Raw genomic sequence first — 22,907 nt, 5'->3', positions numbered from 1 at the left:
TCCGGCGTCAAAATCCGCCCGAAACCAAGTTGCACTGCGAAAAATTTGTTCTCTGGATCAGACGAAGTATCGAGATGGAATTCTACGCCACGGACATATTGAGCGGCGGCTCCACATGATCCGGCAGCGGGCAGACGTAAGGTGTCTTGGTCGTCCGCTTCGTGAGATCCGCCTTCGCGGCTTTGATCAGCTCCGGCTCCGTCAACGCCTTGATGCCGAGACCAGCCATGGCCTTGGCCGCCTGCACCATGGCCTTGTGGGCGTGCGGACTCTTGCCCTGCGCCACAACCTGCCAGGTGTGGAACGGCGTGCCGATTGCAACCGTTGGTGCGTGAACCTGTACGGTCGGCACCACCCAGCTGACATCGCCCACATCGGTCGATCCGACCAGCGGGTTACGCTTGGCATCGAGCGGCACCAGGAAGTCGGCTAGCGGCCGATCGGTCGGCTCCATGCCGATTGCGTAATAGACCGACGCGATGTCCTTGTCGGTCAGCGTCGAACGGATCTGGCTGGCAAAGCCCTTGTCGGTGTCGTCGAAATGCGGCGGTCCGAGCTCTTCCATGACCCGATGCAGCGCCTGCTCCAGCGGCGTGTTCGGCAGGATGTTGGAGACGGCCGAGATGATCTTCATCTCGACCTTGGTCTCAGTCATCAAGGCCGCGCCTTCCGCGATCTTGCTGACACGGCCGACCAATTCGTTCATGCCGGGAAGGTCGCGGGCGCGAATGGAATAGCGCACGCGGGCATGAGCCTGCACCACGTTCGGCGCAATGCCGCCGGTGTCGAGCAGCGCGTAGTGAACACGCGCGTCGCTCGGCATGTGCTCGCGCATGTAGTTCACGCCGACATTCATCAGTTCCACGGCATCGAGCGCGGAACGGCCGAGATGGGGCGACGCCGCCGCATGTGAGGTGCGGCCGGTGAAGATGAAGTCGGCGCGGGTGTTGGCGAGCGACGGCGTCACCGCGACTTCCCAGAAACTATGCGGGTGCCAGGTGATGGCGATATCGGCATCCTCGAACGCGCCCGAGCGCACCATGAAGGCCTTGGCCGCGCCGCCCTCTTCCGCTGGGCAACCGTAATAGCGCACGCGACCGGGCACCTTGTTCTCGGCAAGCCAGTCCTTGACCGCCGTTGCGGCCAGCAGCGCCGCGGACCCGAGCAGATTGTGACCACAGCCATGACCATGACCGCCGGTCTCGACCGGACGGTGCTCGGCAACTCCAGCCTCCTGGCTGAGGCCTGGCAGCGCGTCGTATTCACCCATGAAGGCGATGACCGGACCGCCCTCGCCCCATTCGCCCATGACGGCCGTCGGAATGCCCGCCACCTTCTCAGTGATACGGAAACCCTGGTGGCGCAGTTCGGCGAGATGTTCGGCGGCGGAGCGCGCCTCGGTGTAGCAGACTTCCGGCATGCCCCAGACCTTGTCGCTAAGGTCGATGAAACGCCCCTTGATCGTGTCGATGCCACGCCAGATGTCGCTGCGGTTGTCCATGGTACGGTCCGTGATCTCTTGGTCAAACGAAGCGCCAATGGTTAGCAGCTTCATCGAAGCCCGCCTAGCGCCTCGCGGGACACCAGCCATGCGACCGCTGCCGAATCGGGCAACCGTTGCCGGCTTCAGGCGAACAATTTCTGTCATCTTCGGAATTTGGCGTCACGAGATCTGGAATAGTTGCGGTCAACTCTTTCAAGACGGCCTCCTCCGGCCTAAATTATGCTTGCCTCGCGCGTCGTTCCGCAGCCACGGCGGGGCGATGCTGTCAGCCAGGAGAACTCCATGCCCGCTCTGACCGAATGGAGGGTGCCGCCGGCCAATCAGCCGCGTGCGAGCGACTACGGCTTCGACCTTGACCGTGCACTCGCCTCCGTCGTCGGCCTGCACGCCATCATCCCGCCTGATGCCTTCAGTGCCGAAACGCTCGGCACCGAGCGCGCCGGCAACGGCGTCGTGATCGATGACGGGCTGGTGCTCACGATCGGCTATCTCATCACCGAGGCGGAATCGGTTTGGCTTCATCTCGGCGACGGACGCGTGGTGGAAGGGCATGTGCTCGGCTTCGACGCCGTTACCGGCTTCGGCCTGGTGCAGTCGCTCGGCCGGCTCGACATCGAGCCGCTGCCGCTCGGCTCGTCGGCCGATACCAGGCTCGGCGACCGCGTCGTGGTCGGCGGCGCCGGGGGGCGGACGCGATCGGTCGCGAGCCAGATCGTCGCCAAGCAGGAATTCGCCGGCTACTGGGAATATCTGCTCGACGAAGCCCTGTTCACTTATCCCGCCCATCCGAATTGGGGTGGCACGGGACTGATCAACGAGCGCGGTGAGCTGATCGGCATCGGCTCACTCCAACTCGAGCGCGAACGCGACGGCAAAGCCGAGCACGTCAACATGATCGTGCCGATCGACCTGCTGAAGCCGATCCTCGACGACCTCCGCAAGTTCGGCCGCGTCAACAAACCGGCACGGCCTTGGCTTGGGCTCTATTCGACCGAGATCGACAATCGCGTGGTGGTGATCGGGATCTCCGCCAACGGCCCGGCGGCCCGCGCGGAACTCAAGACCGGCGACGTAATCCTTGCAGTGGACGGCGAGAAGGTCACGAGCCAGACGGCGTTCTACAAGAAGATGTGGGGGCTCGGGGCCGCCGGCGTCGACGTGCCGCTCACCGTGCATCATCAAGGCAGCGCGCATCATGAGGGCGTCACCTTCGACGTCACGGTGACCTCGACCGACCGCTTCAAGCTTCTGAAGGCGCCGAAGTTGCACTGACTCAGTCAAAGGAAGCGGCAATGACCGAGGCCGTCGTTGACGACATCGTGGCCGTGCTGCCGCCGCTGCTCAATGCGCTGGAAGCGCTCGGCTACTTTGCCCGGCACTTGCATCCGCCGGCTTTCGGCTCAGTCATGAACGCGATCGGCGCGCCGGACGAAGCGCTGCAAACGGCGCACGCTGCGATTGGAGAATGGCCAGAGCAATTCGCCGGACTGCGAGAGCGGCTCGATCTCGCCTGCAACGAGACGCTGTCAGCCTTTGCTGGCATCCGCGATGTCGAGCGGGGCAATGGCGATCTCGTCGCGGTGTTCCGCGCGCTCCGACATGTGCCGCGTGCGCAAGAGGCGCTTTATCCGCTGTCGGTGCAGTTTCCACCGGTCAGCAACTTCTTCCTCAATGCCGCAAATCGCGAGAATGAGGAACTGCTGTCACGGCTCGAAGTCGGCGCAAGCGAAGCCACCGGCATCTTCCACGATCACAACGAACCCGGCAGCCGCGGCGGCTTCTCGGTCTATGTGCCCGAATATTACACGCCCGATCGCAGCTGGCCGCTAGTGATGGCGCTGCATGGCGGCAGCGGCAATGGCCGCGGTTTTCTGTGGAGCTGGCTACGCGATGCCCGCAGCGTCGGTGCGATCCTGGTGGCGCCGACCGCGACCGGACAGACCTGGGCACTCATGGGCGACGACACCGACACGCCGAACCTTGCGCGCATCCTCGAAACCGTGCGTGGCCGCTGGAGCATCGATGCCTCGCGCATGTTGCTATCAGGCATGAGCGACGGCGGCACCTTCTGCTACGTCAGTGGGCTCGACGGCGCCTCGCCCTTCACCCGTCTCGCGCCGGTGTCGGCAACCTTCCATCCGCTGATGGCGGAGATGGCCGACGCCACGCGGCTGCAGGGCCTTCCTGTCTTCATTACGCACGGCAAGCTCGACTGGATGTTTCCGGTGCAGACCGCGCGGCAGACGCAAGCAACACTGACCGCCGCCGGCGCCGATGTCACCTACCGCGAGATCGACGATCTCAGTCACACCTATCCGCGCGAGATCAACGCGGAGCTGCTGCAATGGCTGAACGGGGCGTGAACGAGCCGACCTTACCTGCGCCGCACTGTCGCGGAACCATTCGCTCCGGGCCGACGTTATCCGCCCGACACACCGGAGGGTTCCCCATGCAGACTTTTTTCGGAATGATCCTGGGCGCGCTGCTGCTCGGTTGCGGCGTCTATGTCTATGACTCCATGCAGACGTCGTCCGTCGCCAATGGCGAGGTTGCAACCAGCAATCGCACCATCGTGAACTGGGACGTCGCGAAGGCCGATTGGGACCTGTTGCGCGATCGCGCGCACAAGGACTGGGTCCGCATCTCGTCGAAGTAATCTCGATTGACCAGACGTGAACAAGGCGCCGTCGCGGGACCGCGGCGGCGCCTTCGTCTTGAGCCTGACCAGTGTCGAACGCGCGTCAGTTCATCTTGGCCTTGCGGGCGTCGGCGATGACCTGCTCGAACTCGGCCATGCTGAGCACGCCCGGCACGCGGTATTTGCCGACGATGAAGGACGGCGTGCCGTTGAAGCCAAAAGCCTCGGCCTGCTCGTTGTTGCGCTTAAGGATCGCGTCGATGTCCTTGCCGCGCGTATCGAGGTCGCCCTTGAGACGATCCATGTCGACGCCGGCGGACGCAAGCAGCTCATTGATGCGCGACTCGGTCAGGCGCGAGCTGACGCCCATCATGGCGTCATGGGCCTTGTGGTACTTGTCCTGGTACTTCGCCGCGAGGGCGATCCGCGCGGCCGTCACCGAAACCGGCCCGAGGATCGGCCAGTCCTTCAACACCAGCCTGACCTTGCCGTCGTCCTGGATGACCTGGCGCAGCTCCGGCTCGAGCTTACGGCAATAGGGACAATTGTAGTCGGACCACTCAATGATACTGATGTTGCCATCCGGATTGCCGGCAACGGGGACAGCGGGATCGCGCAGCACCTTGGCTTCGGTCAGCACTTCTTCTTCACCGGTGGCTGCGCGCGCCAAAGTCACGCCACCGGCCGCGAGGGCGCCGGCCCCAATCAAAGTCAGAGCTGCACGGCGCGTCGGCACTAAGCCCTTAGTCCTGAATCCAGCCATATCTCGCCCCATTTCGGTCCCATCTCGGCAAATACGCTCGGGAACCGCGAATTGTTACAGGTCATATAGAGTGTCGCGGCGGCGATGTCATCGCACCAGCAAGGTGACCACCAAAGGGACCAGGAACGAGGTCACCAAAGCGTTCAGGCTCATGGCGATGCCGGAGAACACACCGGCGATCTCGTCAACCTGGAACGCACGAGCGGTGCCGATGCCGTGTGCGGCGAGCCCGGCCGCAAAGCCGCGGGCGCGGAAATCGGTCACTCCAGTGCGGTTCATCAGCGGCGTGACGATGATCGCGCCCATGATGCCGGTGAGGATGACCGCGACCGCCGCCAGCGAAGGATCCGCGTGCAGGGATTCCGCGATGCCCATGGCAACACCCGCCGTGACCGATTTCGGCGCCAGCGACAAGATCACGTCGCGCGGGAGCCCAGCGAGTTCGGCGAGCAGCACGATCGACACCACCGCCGTGACCGACCCGGCAACCAGCGCCACCAGCATAGGCACAATGGAGGTGACCACACGCTTGCGGTTCTCATAGAGGGGCGCGGCAAGCGCGACGGTCGCCGGCCCCAGCAGGAAGTGCACGAATTGCGCGCCGGCGAAATAGGTGGCGTAGGACGTGCCTGTGACGAGCAGGAATGCGCCGATGATCCACATCGCATGCAGCACGGGATTGGCAAGCGGATGGCGACGAGTCGCCAGCGACACCGCGTCCGTGGTCGCATAGACGAGCAGCGTCACCGTCAGCCAGAGCAGCGGAGATTGCGAAAGATAGACCCAGAGCGAGAACGGATTGTCCTTCATTGCGCGTCCTGCTGCTTCAACAGGCGGCTGACCAGGCGGAAGGTCAGGACGGTCGCAAGCAAGGTGATGACCACCGAGAGCGCAAGGATCAGGATGATGGCAATGCCGTGGGAGGCGAGCAGATCGAGTTTCTGCACGACGCCGACGCCGGCGGGCACGAACAGCAGCGAGAGGTGAGCCAGCAGCCCCCTGCTCGTGGTCTCCACGCGCTCATTGCGCAGCGGTCCCCGCACGAGCAAGGCAAAGCGGTCGCGGGCCAGCAGCAGGATCAGAAGCAACAGCAACCCGAGCACAGGTCCCGGCAGCGGCAGGCCGAGCCCGCGGACCACGGCCTCGCCGATCAATTGGCAGAGCAGGATGAGGCTGAGACTTGCAAGCATGACGCATCAAGGGATGCGCCGCAGGGCTTTGTCAATTGCCGCTAAGCGCCGGACACACGCGGTTCGTGCGACGCCGCAACGCGCGGCAGCATCGCCATCAGCGTGCCGGTCATGGTGGCGATCGGCGTGGTCTTGCCGCCTCGCTCGGCAAACGCCCGGGCTTCGCAGAAGGTGAGCGTACGGCCAGGCTTGACCACCTCGGCCTTGAACACAAAACGCTCGCCGCGGGCAGGTGCGAGCAGCGTGGTCTTGAACTCGACGGTGAGGATATCGGCCTCGGAGGGCATCAGCGTGAACGCTGCCACACCGCAGGCGTTGTCGAGCCCTGCGGTGATGATGCCGGCATGGACAAAGCCGTTCTGCTGGGTGAATCCAGGCGAATGCAGCATGGCCAGTTCGACCTCGCCCGGCGCCAGGCGAACGATGACGATGCCGAGCGTGCGCATCGCCGGCTGTGCCTCGAACATCGCGATCGCTGCGGCTCGATAGCCCGGGTTTTTCGGCTCGTACGCGGCCATGGCTCAGGCCTCGACCGGTTCGGCGAGATATTTCAGCGCGATCTCGCGGATGGCATCAGTGAAGGCTGCGGATTTGCGCAAGCTGCGATCCATGTGCACGCCGGTGATCTCGCAAGTTGCAGCGATCTCACCGGTTTCGGCATTGGTCATGTCGTGCCGGAACCGGATCGATTTGTCGCGAATCTCCAGCAAATGGCTGTTAATCTTGACGATGTCGCCGGCGAGCAGCTCGCGCTTGTAGGTGATGTTCTGCTGGACCGCCGCCATGCCGCGGCCGGACGCGCGCAGATAGCTTGGCGTCAGCCCGAGCCGGGCAAACAGATTCCAGTTGGCCTCATCGAATTTGCCGACATACCACATGATGTTCATGTGGCCGACATGATCGCATTGCCAGGGATAGACCGTGCCGCGATAGGTCGCCTCCTGCTCCATCGTCATTCCCTTGCCCGTATCCGTCTTTTAGTTTTGATACGGTAGCGTATCAACTCCTTCCCGCGTTAGCAATACGGCACCGTATCAAGAACTGGTGAGACCTTCTTCATGAACGACGGCAAGGGCGATGTCTGGGTCGAGGCAGGGTTCAATGAGCTGGCCCGCACCGGCGTCGAGGGCGTGCGGGTCGAGGTGCTCGCCAAGAATCTGGGCGTCACCAAAGGCGGCTTCTACCGCCGCTTCGCCGATCGCGCCGCGCTGCTCGAGGCCATGCTGCTGCACTGGCGGGAGGGACGTTCGGCGTCAATCGCAGAGCAAACCAGCCTCGACGGCCAAGACCCCCGCGAGCGGCTCAAGGCGGTGATCCAGCTCTATTCGGAACGGCTCAATCCGGAGGGCATGGCGATCGAGCTCGCGATCCGGCAATGGGCCCGCTCCGACGAAAGAGCGGCCGCGGCGGTCGCGAACGTGGATGCGGCGCGGCTCAAGCACGTCGCCGAGCTTTATCGCGCGACCGGCCTCGCCGCCGAGGAGGCCGAGGCGCAGGCCTTCCTGTTCTACTGCTTCATCTTCGGCCAGAGCCTGTTGTTCGTCGAGCGAGGTCCGCGCAAGCGGTCACAGCTCGTAGCGAAATCGGCCGAGAAACTATTGGATTAAAGCAAAATGGCCGGAGCTTTACTCCGGCCATCGCATCAGATCGAAGCTCAGGCGGCGCCCTTCAGCTTCTTGTTGCATTCGCTGTAATAGCCGCCGCCCTTCTCGATCCACTTCATGCCGCCATTGCCGTTGGTGGTCTTGTTGGCATTGTACTGGTCGACACAGGTGTGCAGGCGCGCCTTGCCGGCGCTCTCCTTGGCATATTTCGCATCGACCGCGTTCGGGAAGATCGCCGGGCCGGCCGGCAGGGTCGGTGCCGGAGCAGCAGCGGGGGCTGCCTCCTTTTTCGCTGTCGCGGTCGGCGCAGGGGCAGGCGGAGGCGCAGCTGGCGCTGCTGCGGTCGGCGCAGCGGCAGGCGTCGCATCGGCGCCGCACTGGGCCTTGCGGAAGTCATTCCACTTCATGGTGCCGAGCGAGCCGTCCTTCTTGGCGGCCTGATATTTCGAGCTGCACTCCTGCGAGGTCAGCGCCTGGGCCGGTGCGCTCGCCACCAGCGCGGCAACGCCCGATACCGCAATTGCACACAACAATTTGGCTTGAATGGTCATCCTTGGTCTCCCTCAGGGAAGCAAAACGAGGATTGCTATCCTAGCGTGCCGGCGACTTACGACAAGAAAGCGATGCCGGTTGGAGCAAAAATATAGTGATCCCGCCGTTCAGATTATTCATGTCGCGTTCAGCAACGCAGGCCGAGGTTTGCGCCCCTTCGCAATTCTCGCAAGAAGAGTGCAACATCATGACCCTCGCCTCCCGCCTCGCTGTCGTCGCTATTGCCTCCCTGTTCGCCACCGGCACCGCCTTCGCGCAAACCGCCGCGCCGGCCGCCAAGGCTGATACCAAGACTGATGCAACCACGACCGCCGACAAGAAGGCGCCGAAGGAGCACTCGGCCGAATCGCTCGAATGCTCGAAGCAGGCGGACGCCAAGGGCCTGCACGGCAAGGAGCGCAAGAAATTCCGCTCCGAGTGCATCAAGACCGCGAAGGGCGGGGCTGCGCCGGCCCCTGCCGCTGCTGACAAGAAGTAAATCCGTCACAATTCTCCCCTCGCCTTTGGCGGGAGGTGCACGCATTGCGGCATGACGAGCCTGCAATTGTGCGCCTCTCGCCGATTTGCAATAAGGTGGCGTGAAGCAAATCTCCGCCTCCCTTCCCTTTGAATGGCCGAGCCGTGCCAAGGTCTTGAGCACCGCGGAGACGCTCGTCATCGGCGCAGCCGGCGGCCTGGCGTTCCTGGCTGTGGGCCTGCCGGGCGGGTTGATCTCGGGATCGATGATCGCGGTCGGGATCGCCGCGATCGCCGGACGCAAGCTTTCGGTCCCGCCACTCCTGACCCAGACCGTGCTGGTGCTGCTTGGTATTTCGCTGGGCTCCGTCGTTTCGCGCCATTTGATCGAGCAGGTCAGCGCCTATCCGCTCACGATCGGGCTGCTGGCACTCGCCACCTTCTGCTCGACCTTCGGCTCGAGCTATTATCTCCAGCGCGTCCATGGTTGGGACCGCACCTCGGCCTTCCTTGCCGGTAGTCCCGGCGCATTGTCGCAGATCTCGATTTTGGCGGTCGAGCGCGGCGCCGACCTGCCGGGCATCGCCGTGGTGCAAACGATGCGCGTCATCATCCTCACCGCGGCGCTGCCGATGGTTCTGGCAATCGCAGGCGTCGCGCCTTCCGTTGCACCTTCGCTGACGACGGCGATTGCCTCGCCGCTCGACCTTCTGGAACTCGTCGCCGCCTCGCTGGCGGCATCGCTGGTGCTGCGGCTGATCAAGTTTCCGGCGAGCTGGATGTTCGGCGCAATGATCGCCTCCAGCGTGATGCACGGCGCAGGCTGGGTCGAAGGCGGCCTGCCGAACTGGGTGCGCGGCGTGGCGCTGGTTGGCATCGGTGCACTGATCGGCAGCCGCTTTGCCCGGATGCGGATCAAGACGCTGGCGGGCCACATCAATGCCGCGCTGGGCTCCTTTGCCGTGGCCATCGCCGTCTCCGCGATCTTCGTCGGCATCGTCGCGCTCAGCACGCAGGTGAGAATCTCCGACGTCGTCGTCGCCTTTGCGCCCGGCGCGATGGACGCGATGCTGGCGCTGGCGCTCACGCTCCACATCGACCCGATCTTCGTCGGCGCCCATCACCTCTCGCGCTTCGTGTTCGTGACCATCGCGACGCCCGGGATCGTGCACCTGTTCGGTCGCACGCAGGACGACGTCGACGACTAGCCCTGTTCCGGAGCCGCTTGCCCGTTCAGTGTGGCCACTTGAGCCTCGAGCTCTGCGATCCGCTGATCTCTTGCAGCCAGCGCCGCCGCCACATCCGGAGCGTCGAACTTCTGCGGTATGTGCTGCGGGCAGTTGGTGTCCCAGGCGGCGATCTTGAACAGGATCACCTGCTCGGGCCGCGCCCGGTAGCCCTTCGGCATGAGTGCGTCCATCAGCGCATCGTCGTCCTCGACCACACGCGCCTCGCCCCAGATCTTCACGCGGCGGCGATGGGCGTAGTCCATCACGAAGATGTAGGCTTTGGCATTCTCCGACAGGTTTCCCTGCGTCAAATATTGCTGGTTGCCGGCATAGTCGGCGAAGGCAAGCGTCTGCTTGTCCAGCACCTTCAGAAAGCCCTTCGGGCCACCGCGGTGCTGAATATAAGGCTGTCCGTCTGCCGAGGCGGTGGCAAAATAGAAGCTGTTGGCATCTGCGAGGAAGGCTTCGAGGTTCTCATCGACCTCGGTGCGCCAGCCGCGCTGCTCGACGCGGCCATAGGCCTCGCGCGAGCCCTTGCGCGCCTGGATCGCCTTCACCGCGGGGGTGAAGGCGACGTCGCTGGCATAGGTGTGAACTGCGGTCATCGGACCATCTCCTGAAAATTCCGGCGCATTGCTGCGTCTTTTCGACGGTTAAAATGGACCTTCCAGAGGTTAAAACAATCAGCCTACTTGACACTTCATCATTGCAATATATGCAATAATGAAATGGACCGCCTCGAAGCCATGCATGTCTTCGTCACCGTCGCCGATTTGCGCGGCTTTGCGCCAGCAGCGCGAAAGCTGCGGCTGTCACCTTCGGCGGTAACGCGACTGATCGCTGCGCTGGAGGAGCATCTCGGCGCGCGGCTGCTACAACGGACCACAAGGCAGGTGAGGCTGACCGACGTCGGCACGCGGTATCTCGAGCGCGCCCGGCGGATCCTCGCCGACGTTGACGAGGCCGATGGCTCGGCGCGGGAAGAGCGCAACCGGCCGAGCGGACGTCTCGTGGTGTCGGCGCCGGTCGGCTTCGGCCGGCTGCATGTCGGCCCTGTCATGACCGACTATCTCAAGCGCTACCCCGAAGTCACCTGCGAACTCAGGTTGTCAGACAACCTCGTCAACCTCGTGGAGGACGCCGTCGATGCCGCGGTGCGGATCGGCCATCTCGCCGACTCTTCCTTGGTCGCGCGCCAGGTCGGCGAGATGCGACGGATCACGGTGGCAGCGCCAGGCTATTTGAAGCGCCATGCCGAGCCGAAGACGCCGGAGGCGCTGGCCGAGCATCAGACGATCCTGTTCGGTCCCGCGACAGCGTGGCGCTTCGCGCAGGACGGACGCGATGTCGACGTGACGCCGTCTCCGCGCTTCACCAGCAACAGCGCCGACGCCGCCCTGCAATATGCCGAGGCCGGCGGCGGCATCACGCGCGTGCTGGCCTATCAGGCCGCCGAAGGCCTGAAGCGCGGGCGGCTGAAGATCCTGCTGGCGAAATACGAGCAGCCGGCCCTGCCGATCCACATCCTCTATCCGACCTCGCGCCTGCTCTCGGCCAAGGTGCGCGCGTTCATTGATCTCGTGGTGGAGACGACGCAGTGGAGGTTCGCGTAGGCTCAGCCTTCTTGGGCACCACGCGGAACGTGCCGCTGGCCCGCGCGATCACGACACCGTCGGCCTTGATCAGGCTCTGCGCGAAGCAGATCGTCTTGCCGGTTTTGATCACGTCGCTCTCGATCGAACACCACTGCCCGATCCCGGCCGAGCCGACGAAATCGATCGACAAAGAGACGGTGACGAACGAAGTGGTCCAGCCCGTCGCCTGGGCGCAGCTATAGCCCATGGCGTTGTCGGCGAGCGCGGTGATCAGGCCACCATGGATCAAGCCACGGCCGTTAGTGTGCGGCCGTGCCAGCCACAGGCCAATAGTGACGGCGCGGTCGGTTTTCTTCGCGTAGAGCGGCTCCCACGGTTCGGTCATGGGGCTCTTGCGGGACAACGGCTCGAAGCCTTCGGGGATGCCGGCACTGGTCATGAGTGTCTCACGTCCGCTGCAATGATTGTCGCCATTGAACGCGATGGTCATGACGGACGCATCAATTACAAAGTTTTAAACGGAATTTGCGCGGGTGTTTGAAACGGGCGGCGCTCCAACGACAGAGCCGTAGGGTGGGTTACGCCCTGCGGCACCTTCCTAGAACGGCAGCCCCACGTAGTTCTCCGACAGCGACGTCATCGCCGCCTGCGATTGCGTGACGTAATCAAGTTCGGCGACCTGGATACGCGCGCCGATGCTGCCATTGTCAGGGAATTTGTGCAGCATCGAGGTCATCCACCAGGAGAAGCGCACGGCCTTCCAGACCCGCGCCAGCGCCTTGGCGGAATAGGCATCGATGCCGGCGCTGGATTTCTCGTCGTAGAATTCACGAAGCGCGCTCGACAGATAATGCGCATCGCTCGCAGCAAGATTCAGCCCCTTGGCACCGGTTGGCGGCACGATGTGGGCGGCATCGCCGCACAGGAACAGCTTGCCGAAGCGCATCGGCTCGGCGACGAAGCTGCGCAACGGCGCAATGCTCTTCTCGATCGAGGGCCCGGTGATGAGGGTGTCGGCGGCCTCCTGATCGAGCCGCCGCTTCAGTTCGTCCCAGAAACGGTCGTCAGGCCACTGGTCGACATGGTCGTCGAGCGAACATTGTACGTAATGCCGGCTGCGCTTCATCGAGCGCATCGTGCACAGCGCAAAGCCGCGGGCGTGGTTGGAATAGATCAGCTCGTGGCTCACCGGCGGAGTCTCGGACAGGATGCCGAGCCAGCCGAACGGATAGACCCGCTCGAACTCCTCGATAGCCGAAGCCGGCACGCTGGCGCGGCTGACGCCGTGGAAACCGTCGCAGCCGGCGATGAAGTCGCAATCGAGCGTGTGGGTGACACCGTCCTTGACCCAGGTTACGCGCGGGTGACTGCCGCCGAAATCATGCGGCTGCACATCCTTGGCTTCATAGACGGTGGTGAGACCGGCAGCCTTGCGCGCATTCATCAGGTCGAGCGTGACCTCGGTCTGGCCGTAGATCATGACCGTCTTGCCGGTGGCAGACTTCATGTCGATGCGATGACGGCGGCCGTCAAAGGCGAGTTCGATGCCTTCATGGACCAGCCCTTCGGCATGGGCCCGTGCGCCGGCGCCGATCTGATCGAGCAGTCCGACCGTTCCTTCCTCCAGCAGGCCGGCGCGAATGCGGCCGAGCACGTAATCCGGGCTCTGCCGCTCGAGAATGAAATTATCGATGCCGTATTTGTGCAGAAGTTGCCCAAGCAACAATCCGGCCGGCCCGGCCCCGATGATTGCGACTTTTGTCCGCAATACTTGCTCCTCCCGATCCTGTAGGCTTTCGTCGCGGCGCGCTTGTCGCGCTGATCCGCACACGATAATTATAACATATAACGGTTGGGCAAAAAGGGAGGTCGGTCGCCGGGCAGCGACAAATCCATGCAACATCACTGACGTAGATGACGTACCAGTTCCGGCTTGAACACGCCGGCCAATTATATAACATGTTAAATAATGAGACCGGGCCGTCGAAGCCCGCAGTCACAACGAGGGAGAGACGCGTGATGAGAAGAGCCTGTCTGGCTTTGCTGCTGGCAGCAAGCGTGACGCCTGCGTTTGCGCAGGACAAGACCTTCGATTTGAAGGTCTCGCACTGGGTACCGGCATCGCACCCGCTGCAAAAATCCCTGGAAGACTGGGTGGCCGCGGTGAACAAGGATTCCGGCGGCACCATCACGGGCAAGGTGTTTCCGGCCCAGCAGCTCGGCAAGGCCTTCGACCATTACGACATGGCGCGCGACGGCATCGCCGACGTTACTTACGTCAATCCCGGCTACCAGCCCGGCCGCTTCCCGATCATCGGCGCAGGCGAATTGCCGTTCCTGATCTCGGATGCCAAAGGCGGCTCGATGGGGCTGGATGCCTGGTATCGCAAATATGCCGAGAAGGAGATGAAGGACGTCAAATACTGCCTCGCCTTCGTCCACTCGCCCTCCTCCTTCCATTCCAAGAGCAAGAAGATCGTGATGCCGGAAGACGTGAAGGGCATGAAGATACGCCCGGCACACGCCACGATGGCGAACTTCGTCACCTCGCTCGGCGGCACCAATGTGCAGTCGTCCGCGCCCGAAGTGCGCGACATCATCGAGCGCGGCGTCGCCGACGGCGTCACCTTCCCCTGGGGCTCGCTGGTGCTGTTCGGCATCGACAAGGTGACCAAGTTCCATATGGAGGCGCCGCTTTACGTCACGACCTTCGTGTTCGTGATGAACAAGGACAAATACGATGCGATGTCCGACAAGCAGAAGGCCGCGATCGACAAGAACTGCTCGACCGAAATGGCGGGTGTGGTCGGCGAGCACTGGGGCAAGTTCGAGGATGCCGGCATCGACAAGGTGAAGGCGGAAGAAGGTCACGAGGTCTACAAGCTGACACCGGACCAGACCGCGGCCTGGAAGAAGGCGGCCGAGCCGCTGGTCAAGACCTGGGGTGACGGCGCCAAGAAGTCCGGCGCCGATCCGGACGCCGCGCTTGCGGATCTGAAGACGTCGCTGAAGAAGTACAACGCGCTGGCGGAATAGTTTTCACCGAAACAGAAGCGGCGGCGGAAATCCTTCCGCCGCCGTTTTCCTGCAAACTTGAGGACCCTCCACCCATGAAGCGCTCCTGGATGGACCGCGTCATCGATTCGATCGAATGGATCGCGGCCGCCTTCGTCGGCATCGTGGCGCTCGACATCTTCCTGTCGGTGCTGCTGCGCAACACGCTGAACTATTCGATCCCCGATAGCTTCGACATCGGCCGCATGCTGCTCGGCATCCTCATCTTCTGGGGCATCGCCGCGACTTCCTATCGCGGCACCCACATCACCGTCGACCTCGTCTGGGGTAATGTCGGTCCGCGCTATCAACGCTGGATCGACGTGTTCGCAACCCTGGTGCTGCTGTTCGTCGTCACCGTGCAGACCTGGACGCTGTTCGACAAGGTGCGCGGCACCTACAAGGACAATGTGCAGACGTTCGACATGCACATGCCGACATGGCCGTTCTTCGCGATCGCCTGGATCGGCGACGTCTCAGCCGTGCTGCTGATCGCGATCCGCACTTACAGATTGATCTTCCATCCCGAAGACATGCACGACCCCAAGCTGAAGGCGACGGAGTAATCATGAGCACAGATGCCGTCGCCGTCATCGGCTTCATCTCCCTGTTCGCGCTGATGTTGCTGCGCGTGCCCGTCGGCATGGCGATGGGCCTCGTCGGCGTGTCCGGTTTCTCCTATCTAGTCGGCGCAACGCCGGCGCTGAAGCTGGTCGGTCAGACCTCGATGCGCACGGTCACCGACTACACGTTCGGCGTCATCCCGATGTTCCTGCTGATGGGCTCCTTCGTCAGCAATTCCGGCATGAGCCGCGAGTTGTTCCGTGCCGCCAACGGCTTTGTCGGACATTTGCGCGGCGGGCTTGGCATCGCGACCGTCGGCGCCTGCGGCGGCTTTGCCGCGATCTGCGGCTCGTCGGTTGCGACCGCCGCGACCTTCTCCGCCGTCGCCTATCCCGAGATGCGCCGCTTCGGCTATCCGCAGTCGTTTGCGACCGGCGTGATCGCGGCCGGCGGCACGCTGGGGGCGATGCTGCCGCCGTCGACCGTGCTTGCGGTCTACGGCATCATCACCGAGCAGGACATCGGGAAACTCTTCATCGCCGGCATCATTCCGGGCCTGCTGGCGATGACCATGTACATGATCACGATCTTCCTGATCGGCTATTTCCGCCCCGACTTCCTGCCCAAGGGCAAGGTGCTGCCGTGGCGCGAGCGCTTTGCCGGCCTGAAAGACATCTGGGCGCCAGTGCTGCTGTTCGTGTTCGTGATCGGCGGCCTTTACGGCCTGCCGTTCCTGCCGCGCTTCACGCCGACCGAGGCCGGCGGCGTCGGCGCCGCCGGTGCGTTCATCATCGGCGTCGTCACCGGCCGGCTCGATCGCGAGAAAATCCTGGCGTCGCTGCTCCAGGCGACGCGCACCGCGGCCGCTGTCTTTACCGTGCTGATCGGCGCGCTGATCTTCGGCTATTTCCTGACGGTGACGCAGACGCCGCAGAAGGTGACGGAATTCCTCACCGGCCTCGGCCTTGGCCCCTACGGCGTGCTGGCCTTGATCATGGTGATGTATCTGGTGCTCGGCTGCCTGATGGACGCGATGGCGATGATCATCCTGACCGTGCCGATCATCTTTCCTGTCATCACGCATTTGGGTTTCGACCCGATCTGGTTCGGCGTCATCATCGTGATGACGGTCGAACTCGGCCTGATCCATCCGCCTGTCGGCATGAACGTCTTTGTCATCAAGAGCGTGGTGAAGGACGTCTCCTTCTCCACGATCTTCAAGGGCGTGATCCCGTTCGTGGCAACCGACCTGGTGCGCCTCGTGATCCTGATCGCCTTCCCGTTGCTGGCGACATGGCTGCCGACGCGGATGATGGCGCACTAAAGAGGTAAAGCGATGACCACACCGGTGCTCGAGACAAAATACACCTTCACCATCACCGCGAAAATCGGCGACGTCATCACTGCCGGCGAAACCGGCATCGGCGTCCGCCGCATCATCCCGATCATCGGCGGCGAGGTGAAGGGCGGGATATCAGGCAAGGTGCTGCCGTTCGGCGCCGACTTCCAGACCATCCGCCCCAACGAGCTGATTGACCTCGAGGCCAAATACGCCTTCGAGACCGATGACGGCGCGATCGTCTATGTCGAGAACAAGGGTATGCGCTTCGGCCCCGTCGAGCTGTTGCAGAAGCTCAAGCGCGGCGAGCCTGTCGATCCCAAGCTGATCTATTTCCGGACCGTGCCGAAATTCGAGACCGGACACGAGAGGTATCGCTGGCTGATGGAGCACATCTTTGTTGGGTCGGCCGCGCGGCACGCAGACCGGGTCGTGATCGACGTGCATCAGGTGGTGTAACGCCCACATTGACAGGGACTATCGATGTGTATAAATACACACGATGAATAGCCGGGAGATTATCTCGGCTCTCCAAAGGGATGGCTGGGTCCAAGTGGCTCAAAAAGGCAGCCATATCCAATTCAAGCATCCGACGAAAATGGGCCGCGTGACCGTCCCTCATCCGAAGCGGGACATCCCGCTCGGGACGTTGAAGAGCATCGAAAGGCAATCCGGCCTGAAGCTGAGGTGAGTGCGGTGCGTCATTATATCGGTCTGATCCACAAGGACGCCAACAGCGATTTCGGGGTGTCGTTTCCCGATCTGCCAGGAGTCGTAACCGCAGGAACCACACTCGACGAAGCACGCGACATGGCCGAGGAAGCGCTGGCACTTCATCTGGAAGGCATGGCTGAGGACGGGGAAGCGATCCCGGAGCCTTCATCACTTGAAGCGATCATGTCGAATCCCGAGAACCGCGCGGGCGTGGCCATTCTGGTGTCGGTGAAAGAGGGCCAGCCAAAGATCGTACGCGTCAATGTCACTCTGCCTAGCGACGTCCTGGAGCAGATCGACAAATATGCAGAAGCGCACGGATATACGCGCTCAGGCCTGCTTGCGCAGGCTGCAAAGAAATTGATGACCGACGCCGTTTGAGGCCCATCCGCATATGATGCGGTAGCCGTCCAATTGCCCCGATGCCTTCCGCGTCACGACGGAGCCTTTCTTCCGTCGCGAGACATGCCCATATTGACTCCTCCAGAATTCGTTATACAACATAACTATTCTGACAAGGACGCAAATGACACAGGGAAACGCCGAAACCGCTGCCGCGGGCGCCTCCGGGCTGCTTCAGATCGAGAGGGTGGACCGGGTTCTGACCGTGGGCCTGAACCGGCCGGCCAAGCGCAATGCGCTCAACGACGGCATCATCCTGGAAATCGGCGAATGCTTTGCGTCCCTGCCTGACGACATCGGCGCGGTCGTCATTCACGGCATTGGCGATCATTTCTCCAGCGGTCTCGACCTTTCGGAGCTGCAGGATCACGACGCCACCGGCGGGCTCCTCCACTCCCAGATGTGGCACCGGGTGTTCGACCGCATCCAGTACAGCCGCGTGCCGGTCATTGCCGCACTGAAGGGCGCCGTGATCGGCGGCGGGCTGGAGCTGGCCTGTGCTGCGCATATCCGCGTTGCCGAACCCTCGACCTATTTTGCTCTGCCCGAGGGCCAGCGCGGCATTTTCGTCGGCGGCGGCGGTTCGGTGCGACTGCCGCGCCTGATCGGCGTGGCGCGCATGATGGACATGATGCTGACCGGGCGCGTCTATAGCGCGACCGAGGGCGCATCCTACGGATTTGCACAATATGTGACGGAGGCAGGTAACGGCTTGCCTAAGGCGCTCGAGCTCGCGACCAAGATCGCGTCCAATGCACCGCTGACGAATTTCGCCGTGCTCCAGGCGCTGCCGATGATCGCAGAGGCCAATCCGCAAACCGGTCTCCTCATGGAATCGTTGATGGCCACAGTCGCGCAGAGCGACAAGGAGGCAAAACGCAGGATCCGCGAATTCCTCGAGCACAAGACAGCCAAGGTAAAGCCGAAGTCATGAGTGCACAGCCGTCCTCTTCCAGCACAGAGCGCGGCGCGAGCAATTCTCCGCTGCGGCCGATCTCGTTCGGCGATCCCGCCGTCGACATCGAACGCCGTGCCGACGGCACGATCTATCTGCGGCCGAAGCAGCCGCTCGGCGACTATCCCGTCCGCATCACGGACCGCTTGCATCACTGGGCCGCGGCGACGCCGGATCGCGTGTTCATGGCGGAGCGCGAAGGCGGCCGCGGCTGGCGCAAGATCACCTATGCGGAGCTGCTCACCGCGAGCCGGCATATCGCCTCCGGGCTGATCCGGCGCGGGCTGTCGGCGGAGCGGCCAGTCGTCATCCTCTCCGGCAATTCGATCGATCACGCGTTACTGGCCTTTGGCGCGTTCTATGCCGGCATTCCGTTCTGTCCGGTGTCGCCGGCCTATTCGCTGGTGTCGAGGGATTACGGCAAGCTGTCCTATCTGATGAAGCTGCTGACGCCGGGCCTCGTCTTCGCCGAGGACGCCGACAAATTCGCCGACGCGCTCGCTGCCAATGTCTCACTCGGCACCGAGATTGCCGCGTCCTATGGCCGCGTGCCCGGCCGCGACGTGACCCTGCTCGCCGACCTCATGGCAACGCCTGTTCATGACGACCTCGACGCGGTGCATGGGAAAATCGGCCCCGACACGATCGCAAAATTCCTGCTGACCTCGGGCTCGACCGGCAATCCCAAGGCCGTCATCAACACCCAGCGCATGATCTGCGCCAATCAGGTGATGCTGCGCGAGACGCTCGCCTTCCTGAAGGACGAGCCGCCCGTCATCATCGACTGGCTGCCCTGGAACCACACTTTCGGCGGCAATCACAATATCGGGCTGACGCTCTATAATGGCGGCTCGATGTATCTCGATGCCGGCAAGCCGATGCCAGGGGGCATCGAGGAGACCGTGCGCAATCTCCAGGAGATTTCGCCGACGGTCTATTTCAACGTGCCGAAGGGCTACGAGTCGCTGCTGCCTTACTTGCGCGACGACCAGGGCCTGCGTGCCAAATTTTTCGACCGGCTGCATGCGATGTTCTTCTCGGGCGCGGCGCTGTCGCCCTTCGTCTGGAACAGCCTCGACGAGCTCGCGATCAAGGAAAAAGGCTATCGCGTGCCGATGCTGACCGGCCTTGGCGCGACCGAAACGGCGCCGTTCTTCATGTCGGTCAATCCGCACACCAGCCGTTCCGGTCATGTCGGCCTGCCGGTCTCGGGCAACGACGCGAAGCTCGTACCCAATAACGGCAAGCTCGAAGTTCGTGCCAAGGGCCCGAACGTGATGCCCGGCTACTGGCGCCAGCCCGACATCACCGCGAAATCCTTCGACGAGGAAGGATTTTACAAGATGGGCGATGCGCTCAAGCCCGCCGACCCCGACGATTTCAACGCCGGCTTCGATTTCGACGGCCGCGTCAGCGAGGACTTCAAGCTCGCGAGCGGTACCTGGGTCAGCGTCGGCCCGCTGCGCGCGCGCCTCACTGCGGCTTGCGCGCCGCTGGTGCGCGATGTCGTCATTGCCGGCATCAACCGTGACGAGGTCTCCGCGCTCGTCGTCCTCGATCTCGACGGCTGCCGCCTGGTCAACCCCACGCTCCCGGCCGACAATCTCACCGTCACCGCGCGAGACCGCCTGGTGCGGGAGGCTTTTCGCGAGCGCCTGACGCGCTTCCTCGGCCAGGCCACCGGCTCCTCGACGCGGGTCACGCGCGCGATCCTGATGGATACGCCGCTGTCGATCGACAAGGGCGAGGTCACCGATAAGGGCTCGATCAACCAGCGCGCCGTGCTGGAGCATCGCACCGCGTTGATCGACGAGCTCTACGCTGCCAATCCATCGGACCGTGTGATATCGGTCGGCTAAAGAAACTAAGGAGAACGCCATGTTGTTGAAGGATCAGGCAGCCATCGTCACCGGCGGCGCATCGGGACTGGGCGCCGCAACCGCGCGCAAACTGGCGGCGCAGGGCGCCAAGGTCGCGGTTTTCGATCTCAATGCCAAGCTTGCGGAAACCGTAGCCGCAGAGATCAAGGGTGTGGCGGTGACCTGCGACGTATCGGATGCAGCCTCCGCTGAAGCCGCGATCGCGCAGTCGACGAAGGCCCATGGCCCGGCGCGCGTGCTGGTCAACTGCGCCGGCATCGGCGTCGCAAAACGCGTCGTCGGCCGCGACGGCCCGATGGCGCTCGCCGATTTCGACAAGGTGATCAAGGTGAACCTGATCGGCACCTTCAACATGCTGCGCCTTGCCGCGACCGAGATGTCCAAGCTCGAGCCACAGGCATCAGGCGAGCGCGGCGTCATCATCAACACGGCTTCCGTTGCCGCCTATGACGGCCAGATCGGCCAGTCCGCCTATTCGGCCTCGAAGGGCGGCATCGTCGGCATGACGCTGCCGATCGCGCGCGAGCTCGCCCAGTTCGGCGTTCGCGTCCTCACGATTGCGCCCGGCCTGTTCCTCACACCCCTGCTCGCCAATCTGCCGCAGGAAGCCCAGGACTCGCTGGCCGCCGCGATCCCCTTCCCGCGCCGCCTCGGTCACGCCGACGAATTCGCCGCACTCGCGCTGCACATGGTCGAGAATTCCTATCTGAACGGCGAAGTGGTTCGCCTCGACGGCTCGCTGCGCATGGCGCCCAAGTAACCTTGTAGAGCAAGGCGCTCAACATATGTTCGTGAACCGGCGCGACGTCCAGATCCAGTGGGGTGACTGCGACCCCGCCAACATCGTCTACTACCCACGCTATTTCGCGATGTTCGACGATTCGACGTCGACCCTGTTCGAGGTCGCCGGGTTCTCCAAGCAGGATCTGGTCCGCAAATATGGCCTCGTAGGCATTCCCATGGTCGACACGCGGTCCAAGTTCTACATTCCCTCGACCTATGGCGACTGGATCACCATCGAGACGAAGATCGAGAGCATCAAGCGCTCGAGCTTCGAGGTGAAGCACAACGTCTACAAGGGCGAGGCGCTGGCAATCGAAGGTTTTGAGACCCGCGTCCTCGTCGGCCGCGATCCTGACAACCCCGACAGACTGAAATCGGCACCATTCCCTCCGGAAATGGTAGCGAAATTCACTGGAAATTAGAGTCCGGAGCTAAATCGCCGCATCGCCAAAAGACGGGGCTGAATTCATCCCCGATTTCTGCTTTCAACGAAAAACGCCAAGGGAGGAATTTAATGAAACGCTTTCACCTGACCGTTGCCATCGCGGCGGCGACGCTGGCGCTGCCGGCCTTGCCGGCGCTGGCCCAGACCGCTGAAATCACCATCGGCATCACCACCACCACGACCGGCCCGGGCGCCGCGCTCGGCATCCCCGAGCGCAATGCGCTGGAATTCGTGCCAAAGGAGATCGGCGGCGTGCCGCTGAAGGTGATCGTGCTCGACGACGGCGGCGATCCGACCACTGCGACCACCAACGCCCGCCGCTTTGTGACCGAATCCAAGGCCGACATCATCATGGGCTCGGCGCTCACGCCGCCGACCATCGCGGTCTCCAACGTCGCCAACGAAGCCGGCATTCCGCATTTCGGCCTCGCGCCGTTCCCGATCACGCCGGAACGCATGAAGTGGTCGGTGGCGATGCCTCAGCCGATTCCGATCATGGGCAAGGTGCTCTATGAGCACATGAAGGCGCATAACGTGAAAACGGTCGGCTATATCGGCTACTCCGATTCCTATGGCGACCTCTGGTTCAACGACTTCAAGGCCCAGGGCGTACCGATGGGCCTCGCTCTCGCGGATGAGGAGCGGTTTGCGCGTCCCGACACCTCCGTGACCGGGCAGGTGCTGAAGCTCGTCGCAGCCAATCCCGACGCGATCCTGGTCGGCGCGTCCGGCACCGCCGCCGCGCTGCCGCAAACCGAGCTGCGCGAGCGCGGCTACCAGGGCCTGATCTACCAGACCCATGGTGCCGCCAGCATGGACTTCATCCGCATCGCCGGCAAAGCGGCCGAAGGTGTGCTGATGGCGTCGGGCCCGGTCATGGACCCCGAGGACCAGCCGGACGAAGCCGCCACCAAGAAGCCGGGTCTTGCGCTGAACTCAGCCTATGAAGCCAAATACGGTCCGAACAGCCGCAGCCAGTTCGCCGGCCACTCCTACGATGCCTTCGAGATCCTCAAGCGCATCATCCCGACGGCGCTGAAGACCGCGAAACCCGGCACGCCGGAATTCCGCGAAGCGATCCGCCAGGCCCTGCTGTCCGAGAAGGAGCTCGCCGCAAGCCAGGGTGTCTACAACTTCACCGAAAAGGACCGCTACGGCCTCGACGAGCGCTCGCGCATCCTGCTCACCGTGAAGAACGGCAAGTACGCGCTGGTGAAGTAGAGCGCGGCGAGAGTGCTGA

28 protein-coding genes are annotated in these 22,907 nt (G+C 63.2%); 18 read left to right on the top strand and 10 right to left on the bottom strand.

What is annotated here, in order from left to right:
* Nucleotides 1–82: 82 nt before the first annotated feature.
* On the bottom strand, nucleotides 83–1,501 hold the full coding sequence (locus tag M2427_RS05335; RefSeq protein WP_280705144.1) for a M20 family metallopeptidase: 1,419 nt from the start codon (nucleotides 1,499–1,501) through the stop codon (nucleotides 83–85).
* A gap of 285 nt (nucleotides 1,502–1,786) precedes the next feature.
* Between M2427_RS05335 and M2427_RS05330 the strand changes: the two genes are divergently transcribed.
* The 3 genes from M2427_RS05330 to M2427_RS05320 all read left to right on the top strand — a co-directional run bounded on the left by M2427_RS05330 (nucleotide 1,787) and on the right by M2427_RS05320 (nucleotide 4,160).
* The gene (locus M2427_RS05330) at nucleotides 1,787–2,776 is read left to right on the top strand and encodes a S1C family serine protease (RefSeq protein ID WP_280705143.1); all 990 of its coding nucleotides are present in this window, start codon (nucleotides 1,787–1,789) and stop codon (nucleotides 2,774–2,776) included.
* A 20-nt stretch (nucleotides 2,777–2,796) separates the two neighbouring features.
* Nucleotides 2,797–3,867 carry a phospholipase gene (locus M2427_RS05325; protein WP_280705142.1) on the top strand — a complete coding sequence of 357 codons (1,071 nt, stop codon included), beginning with the start codon at nucleotides 2,797–2,799 and terminating at the stop codon, nucleotides 3,865–3,867.
* 86 nt (nucleotides 3,868–3,953) lie between these two features.
* A complete protein-coding gene (locus M2427_RS05320; RefSeq protein ID WP_280705141.1) occupies nucleotides 3,954–4,160 on the top strand; it encodes a hypothetical protein in 207 nt (68 codons plus the stop codon).
* Between the two features lie 85 nt (nucleotides 4,161–4,245).
* On the opposite strand, the gene M2427_RS05315 is transcribed toward M2427_RS05320, so the two are convergent.
* The 5 genes from M2427_RS05315 to M2427_RS05295 all read right to left on the bottom strand — a co-directional run bounded on the left by M2427_RS05315 (nucleotide 4,246) and on the right by M2427_RS05295 (nucleotide 7,045).
* Nucleotides 4,246–4,905: a DsbA family protein gene (locus M2427_RS05315; protein ID WP_280705140.1), complete on the bottom strand. Its 660-nt coding sequence runs from the start codon at nucleotides 4,903–4,905 to the stop codon at nucleotides 4,246–4,248.
* 87 nt (nucleotides 4,906–4,992) lie between these two features.
* The gene (locus tag M2427_RS05310; protein WP_280705139.1) at nucleotides 4,993–5,715 is read right to left on the bottom strand and encodes an LrgB family protein; all 723 of its coding nucleotides are present in this window, start codon (nucleotides 5,713–5,715) and stop codon (nucleotides 4,993–4,995) included.
* Nucleotides 5,712–6,095: a CidA/LrgA family protein gene (locus M2427_RS05305; protein WP_280705138.1), complete on the bottom strand. Its 384-nt coding sequence runs from the start codon at nucleotides 6,093–6,095 to the stop codon at nucleotides 5,712–5,714. The genes M2427_RS05310 and M2427_RS05305 overlap by 4 nt, the downstream gene beginning before the upstream one ends.
* 41 nt (nucleotides 6,096–6,136) lie before the next feature.
* Nucleotides 6,137–6,613, bottom strand: coding sequence for a PaaI family thioesterase (locus M2427_RS05300; RefSeq protein WP_280705136.1), 477 nt, complete (start codon nucleotides 6,611–6,613; stop codon nucleotides 6,137–6,139).
* A gap of 3 nt (nucleotides 6,614–6,616) precedes the next feature.
* Complete coding sequence (locus tag M2427_RS05295) at nucleotides 6,617–7,045, bottom strand: acyl-CoA thioesterase (protein ID WP_280705220.1); 429 nt, start codon at nucleotides 7,043–7,045, stop codon at nucleotides 6,617–6,619.
* Between the two features lie 108 nt (nucleotides 7,046–7,153).
* Between M2427_RS05295 and M2427_RS05290 the strand changes: the two genes are divergently transcribed.
* Nucleotides 7,154–7,702, top strand: a complete 549-nt coding sequence (locus tag M2427_RS05290) for a TetR/AcrR family transcriptional regulator (RefSeq protein WP_280705135.1) — start codon at nucleotides 7,154–7,156, stop codon at nucleotides 7,700–7,702.
* 47 nt (nucleotides 7,703–7,749) lie between these two features.
* Here M2427_RS05290 and M2427_RS05285 read toward each other — a convergent pair whose 3' ends face one another.
* The gene (locus M2427_RS05285) at nucleotides 7,750–8,250 is read right to left on the bottom strand and encodes a hypothetical protein (RefSeq protein WP_280705134.1); all 501 of its coding nucleotides are present in this window, start codon (nucleotides 8,248–8,250) and stop codon (nucleotides 7,750–7,752) included.
* Nucleotides 8,251–8,438: 188 nt separating this feature from the next.
* Between M2427_RS05285 and M2427_RS05280 the strand changes: the two genes are divergently transcribed.
* Together M2427_RS05280 and M2427_RS05275 are read left to right on the top strand one after the other, a co-directional pair.
* The gene (locus M2427_RS05280) at nucleotides 8,439–8,729 is read left to right on the top strand and encodes a PsiF family protein (protein ID WP_280705132.1); all 291 of its coding nucleotides are present in this window, start codon (nucleotides 8,439–8,441) and stop codon (nucleotides 8,727–8,729) included.
* Nucleotides 8,730–8,829: 100 nt separating this feature from the next.
* Nucleotides 8,830–9,915 carry an AbrB family transcriptional regulator gene (locus tag M2427_RS05275; protein WP_280705131.1) on the top strand — a complete coding sequence of 362 codons (1,086 nt, stop codon included), beginning with the start codon at nucleotides 8,830–8,832 and terminating at the stop codon, nucleotides 9,913–9,915.
* Here the strand turns inward: M2427_RS05275 and M2427_RS05270 are convergent.
* Complete coding sequence (locus M2427_RS05270; protein WP_280705130.1) at nucleotides 9,912–10,541, bottom strand: pyridoxamine 5'-phosphate oxidase family protein; 630 nt, start codon at nucleotides 10,539–10,541, stop codon at nucleotides 9,912–9,914. The genes M2427_RS05275 and M2427_RS05270 overlap by 4 nt on opposite strands.
* A 123-nt stretch (nucleotides 10,542–10,664) precedes the next feature.
* On the opposite strand from M2427_RS05270, the gene M2427_RS05265 reads away from it, so the two are divergent.
* Complete coding sequence (locus tag M2427_RS05265) at nucleotides 10,665–11,549, top strand: LysR family transcriptional regulator (RefSeq protein ID WP_280705128.1); 885 nt, start codon at nucleotides 10,665–10,667, stop codon at nucleotides 11,547–11,549.
* Here the strand turns inward: M2427_RS05265 and M2427_RS05260 are convergent.
* Both M2427_RS05260 and pobA read right to left on the bottom strand, forming a co-directional pair.
* On the bottom strand, nucleotides 11,506–11,970 hold the full coding sequence (locus tag M2427_RS05260; RefSeq protein WP_280705219.1) for a PaaI family thioesterase: 465 nt from the start codon (nucleotides 11,968–11,970) through the stop codon (nucleotides 11,506–11,508). The genes M2427_RS05265 and M2427_RS05260 overlap by 44 nt on opposite strands.
* A gap of 159 nt (nucleotides 11,971–12,129) precedes the next feature.
* Nucleotides 12,130–13,299 carry a 4-hydroxybenzoate 3-monooxygenase gene (gene pobA, locus M2427_RS05255; RefSeq protein WP_280705127.1) on the bottom strand — a complete coding sequence of 390 codons (1,170 nt, stop codon included), beginning with the start codon at nucleotides 13,297–13,299 and terminating at the stop codon, nucleotides 12,130–12,132.
* Between the two features lie 251 nt (nucleotides 13,300–13,550).
* Between pobA and M2427_RS05250 the strand changes: the two genes are divergently transcribed.
* From M2427_RS05250 to M2427_RS05200, 11 genes are all read left to right on the top strand, one after another.
* Nucleotides 13,551–14,567 (top strand): TRAP transporter substrate-binding protein, encoded by a 1,017-nt coding sequence (locus tag M2427_RS05250; protein WP_280705126.1) that lies wholly within the window; start codon nucleotides 13,551–13,553, stop codon nucleotides 14,565–14,567.
* Nucleotides 14,568–14,641: 74 nt separating this feature from the next.
* Nucleotides 14,642–15,151 carry a TRAP transporter small permease gene (locus M2427_RS05245; protein ID WP_148771261.1) on the top strand — a complete coding sequence of 170 codons (510 nt, stop codon included), beginning with the start codon at nucleotides 14,642–14,644 and terminating at the stop codon, nucleotides 15,149–15,151.
* Nucleotides 15,152–15,153: 2 nt separating this feature from the next.
* On the top strand, nucleotides 15,154–16,473 hold the full coding sequence (locus M2427_RS05240; RefSeq protein ID WP_280705125.1) for a TRAP transporter permease: 1,320 nt from the start codon (nucleotides 15,154–15,156) through the stop codon (nucleotides 16,471–16,473).
* Nucleotides 16,474–16,485: 12 nt separating this feature from the next.
* Nucleotides 16,486–16,947 carry a DUF3237 domain-containing protein gene (locus M2427_RS05235; protein ID WP_280705124.1) on the top strand — a complete coding sequence of 154 codons (462 nt, stop codon included), beginning with the start codon at nucleotides 16,486–16,488 and terminating at the stop codon, nucleotides 16,945–16,947.
* Between the two features lie 43 nt (nucleotides 16,948–16,990).
* Entirely contained in the window at nucleotides 16,991–17,179 is a 189-nt protein-coding gene (locus M2427_RS05230; protein WP_280705123.1) for a type II toxin-antitoxin system HicA family toxin, read from the top strand.
* A 5-nt stretch (nucleotides 17,180–17,184) separates the two neighbouring features.
* Entirely contained in the window at nucleotides 17,185–17,583 is a 399-nt protein-coding gene (locus tag M2427_RS05225; RefSeq protein WP_280705122.1) for a type II toxin-antitoxin system HicB family antitoxin, read from the top strand.
* 145 nt (nucleotides 17,584–17,728) lie between these two features.
* On the top strand, nucleotides 17,729–18,538 hold the full coding sequence (locus tag M2427_RS05220) for a crotonase/enoyl-CoA hydratase family protein (RefSeq protein ID WP_280705121.1): 810 nt from the start codon (nucleotides 17,729–17,731) through the stop codon (nucleotides 18,536–18,538).
* On the top strand, nucleotides 18,535–20,418 hold the full coding sequence (locus M2427_RS05215; protein WP_280705120.1) for a feruloyl-CoA synthase: 1,884 nt from the start codon (nucleotides 18,535–18,537) through the stop codon (nucleotides 20,416–20,418). The genes M2427_RS05220 and M2427_RS05215 overlap by 4 nt, the downstream gene beginning before the upstream one ends.
* Before the next feature lie 19 nt (nucleotides 20,419–20,437).
* Nucleotides 20,438–21,199: an SDR family NAD(P)-dependent oxidoreductase gene (locus tag M2427_RS05210; RefSeq protein WP_280705119.1), complete on the top strand. Its 762-nt coding sequence runs from the start codon at nucleotides 20,438–20,440 to the stop codon at nucleotides 21,197–21,199.
* 25 nt (nucleotides 21,200–21,224) lie between these two features.
* Nucleotides 21,225–21,644 (top strand): thioesterase family protein, encoded by a 420-nt coding sequence (locus tag M2427_RS05205; protein ID WP_280705118.1) that lies wholly within the window; start codon nucleotides 21,225–21,227, stop codon nucleotides 21,642–21,644.
* A 92-nt stretch (nucleotides 21,645–21,736) separates the two neighbouring features.
* Complete coding sequence (locus M2427_RS05200; protein WP_280705117.1) at nucleotides 21,737–22,888, top strand: ABC transporter substrate-binding protein; 1,152 nt, start codon at nucleotides 21,737–21,739, stop codon at nucleotides 22,886–22,888.
* Nucleotides 22,889–22,907 lie beyond the last annotated feature (19 nt).

The sequence above is a fragment of the Bradyrhizobium sp. BR13661 genome (assembly GCF_029892425.1).
Classification (GTDB): domain Bacteria; phylum Pseudomonadota; class Alphaproteobacteria; order Rhizobiales; family Xanthobacteraceae; genus Bradyrhizobium.
The sequence above is the reverse complement of the archived record's forward strand: the minus strand, read 5'-3'. Positions and strand labels throughout refer to the sequence as shown.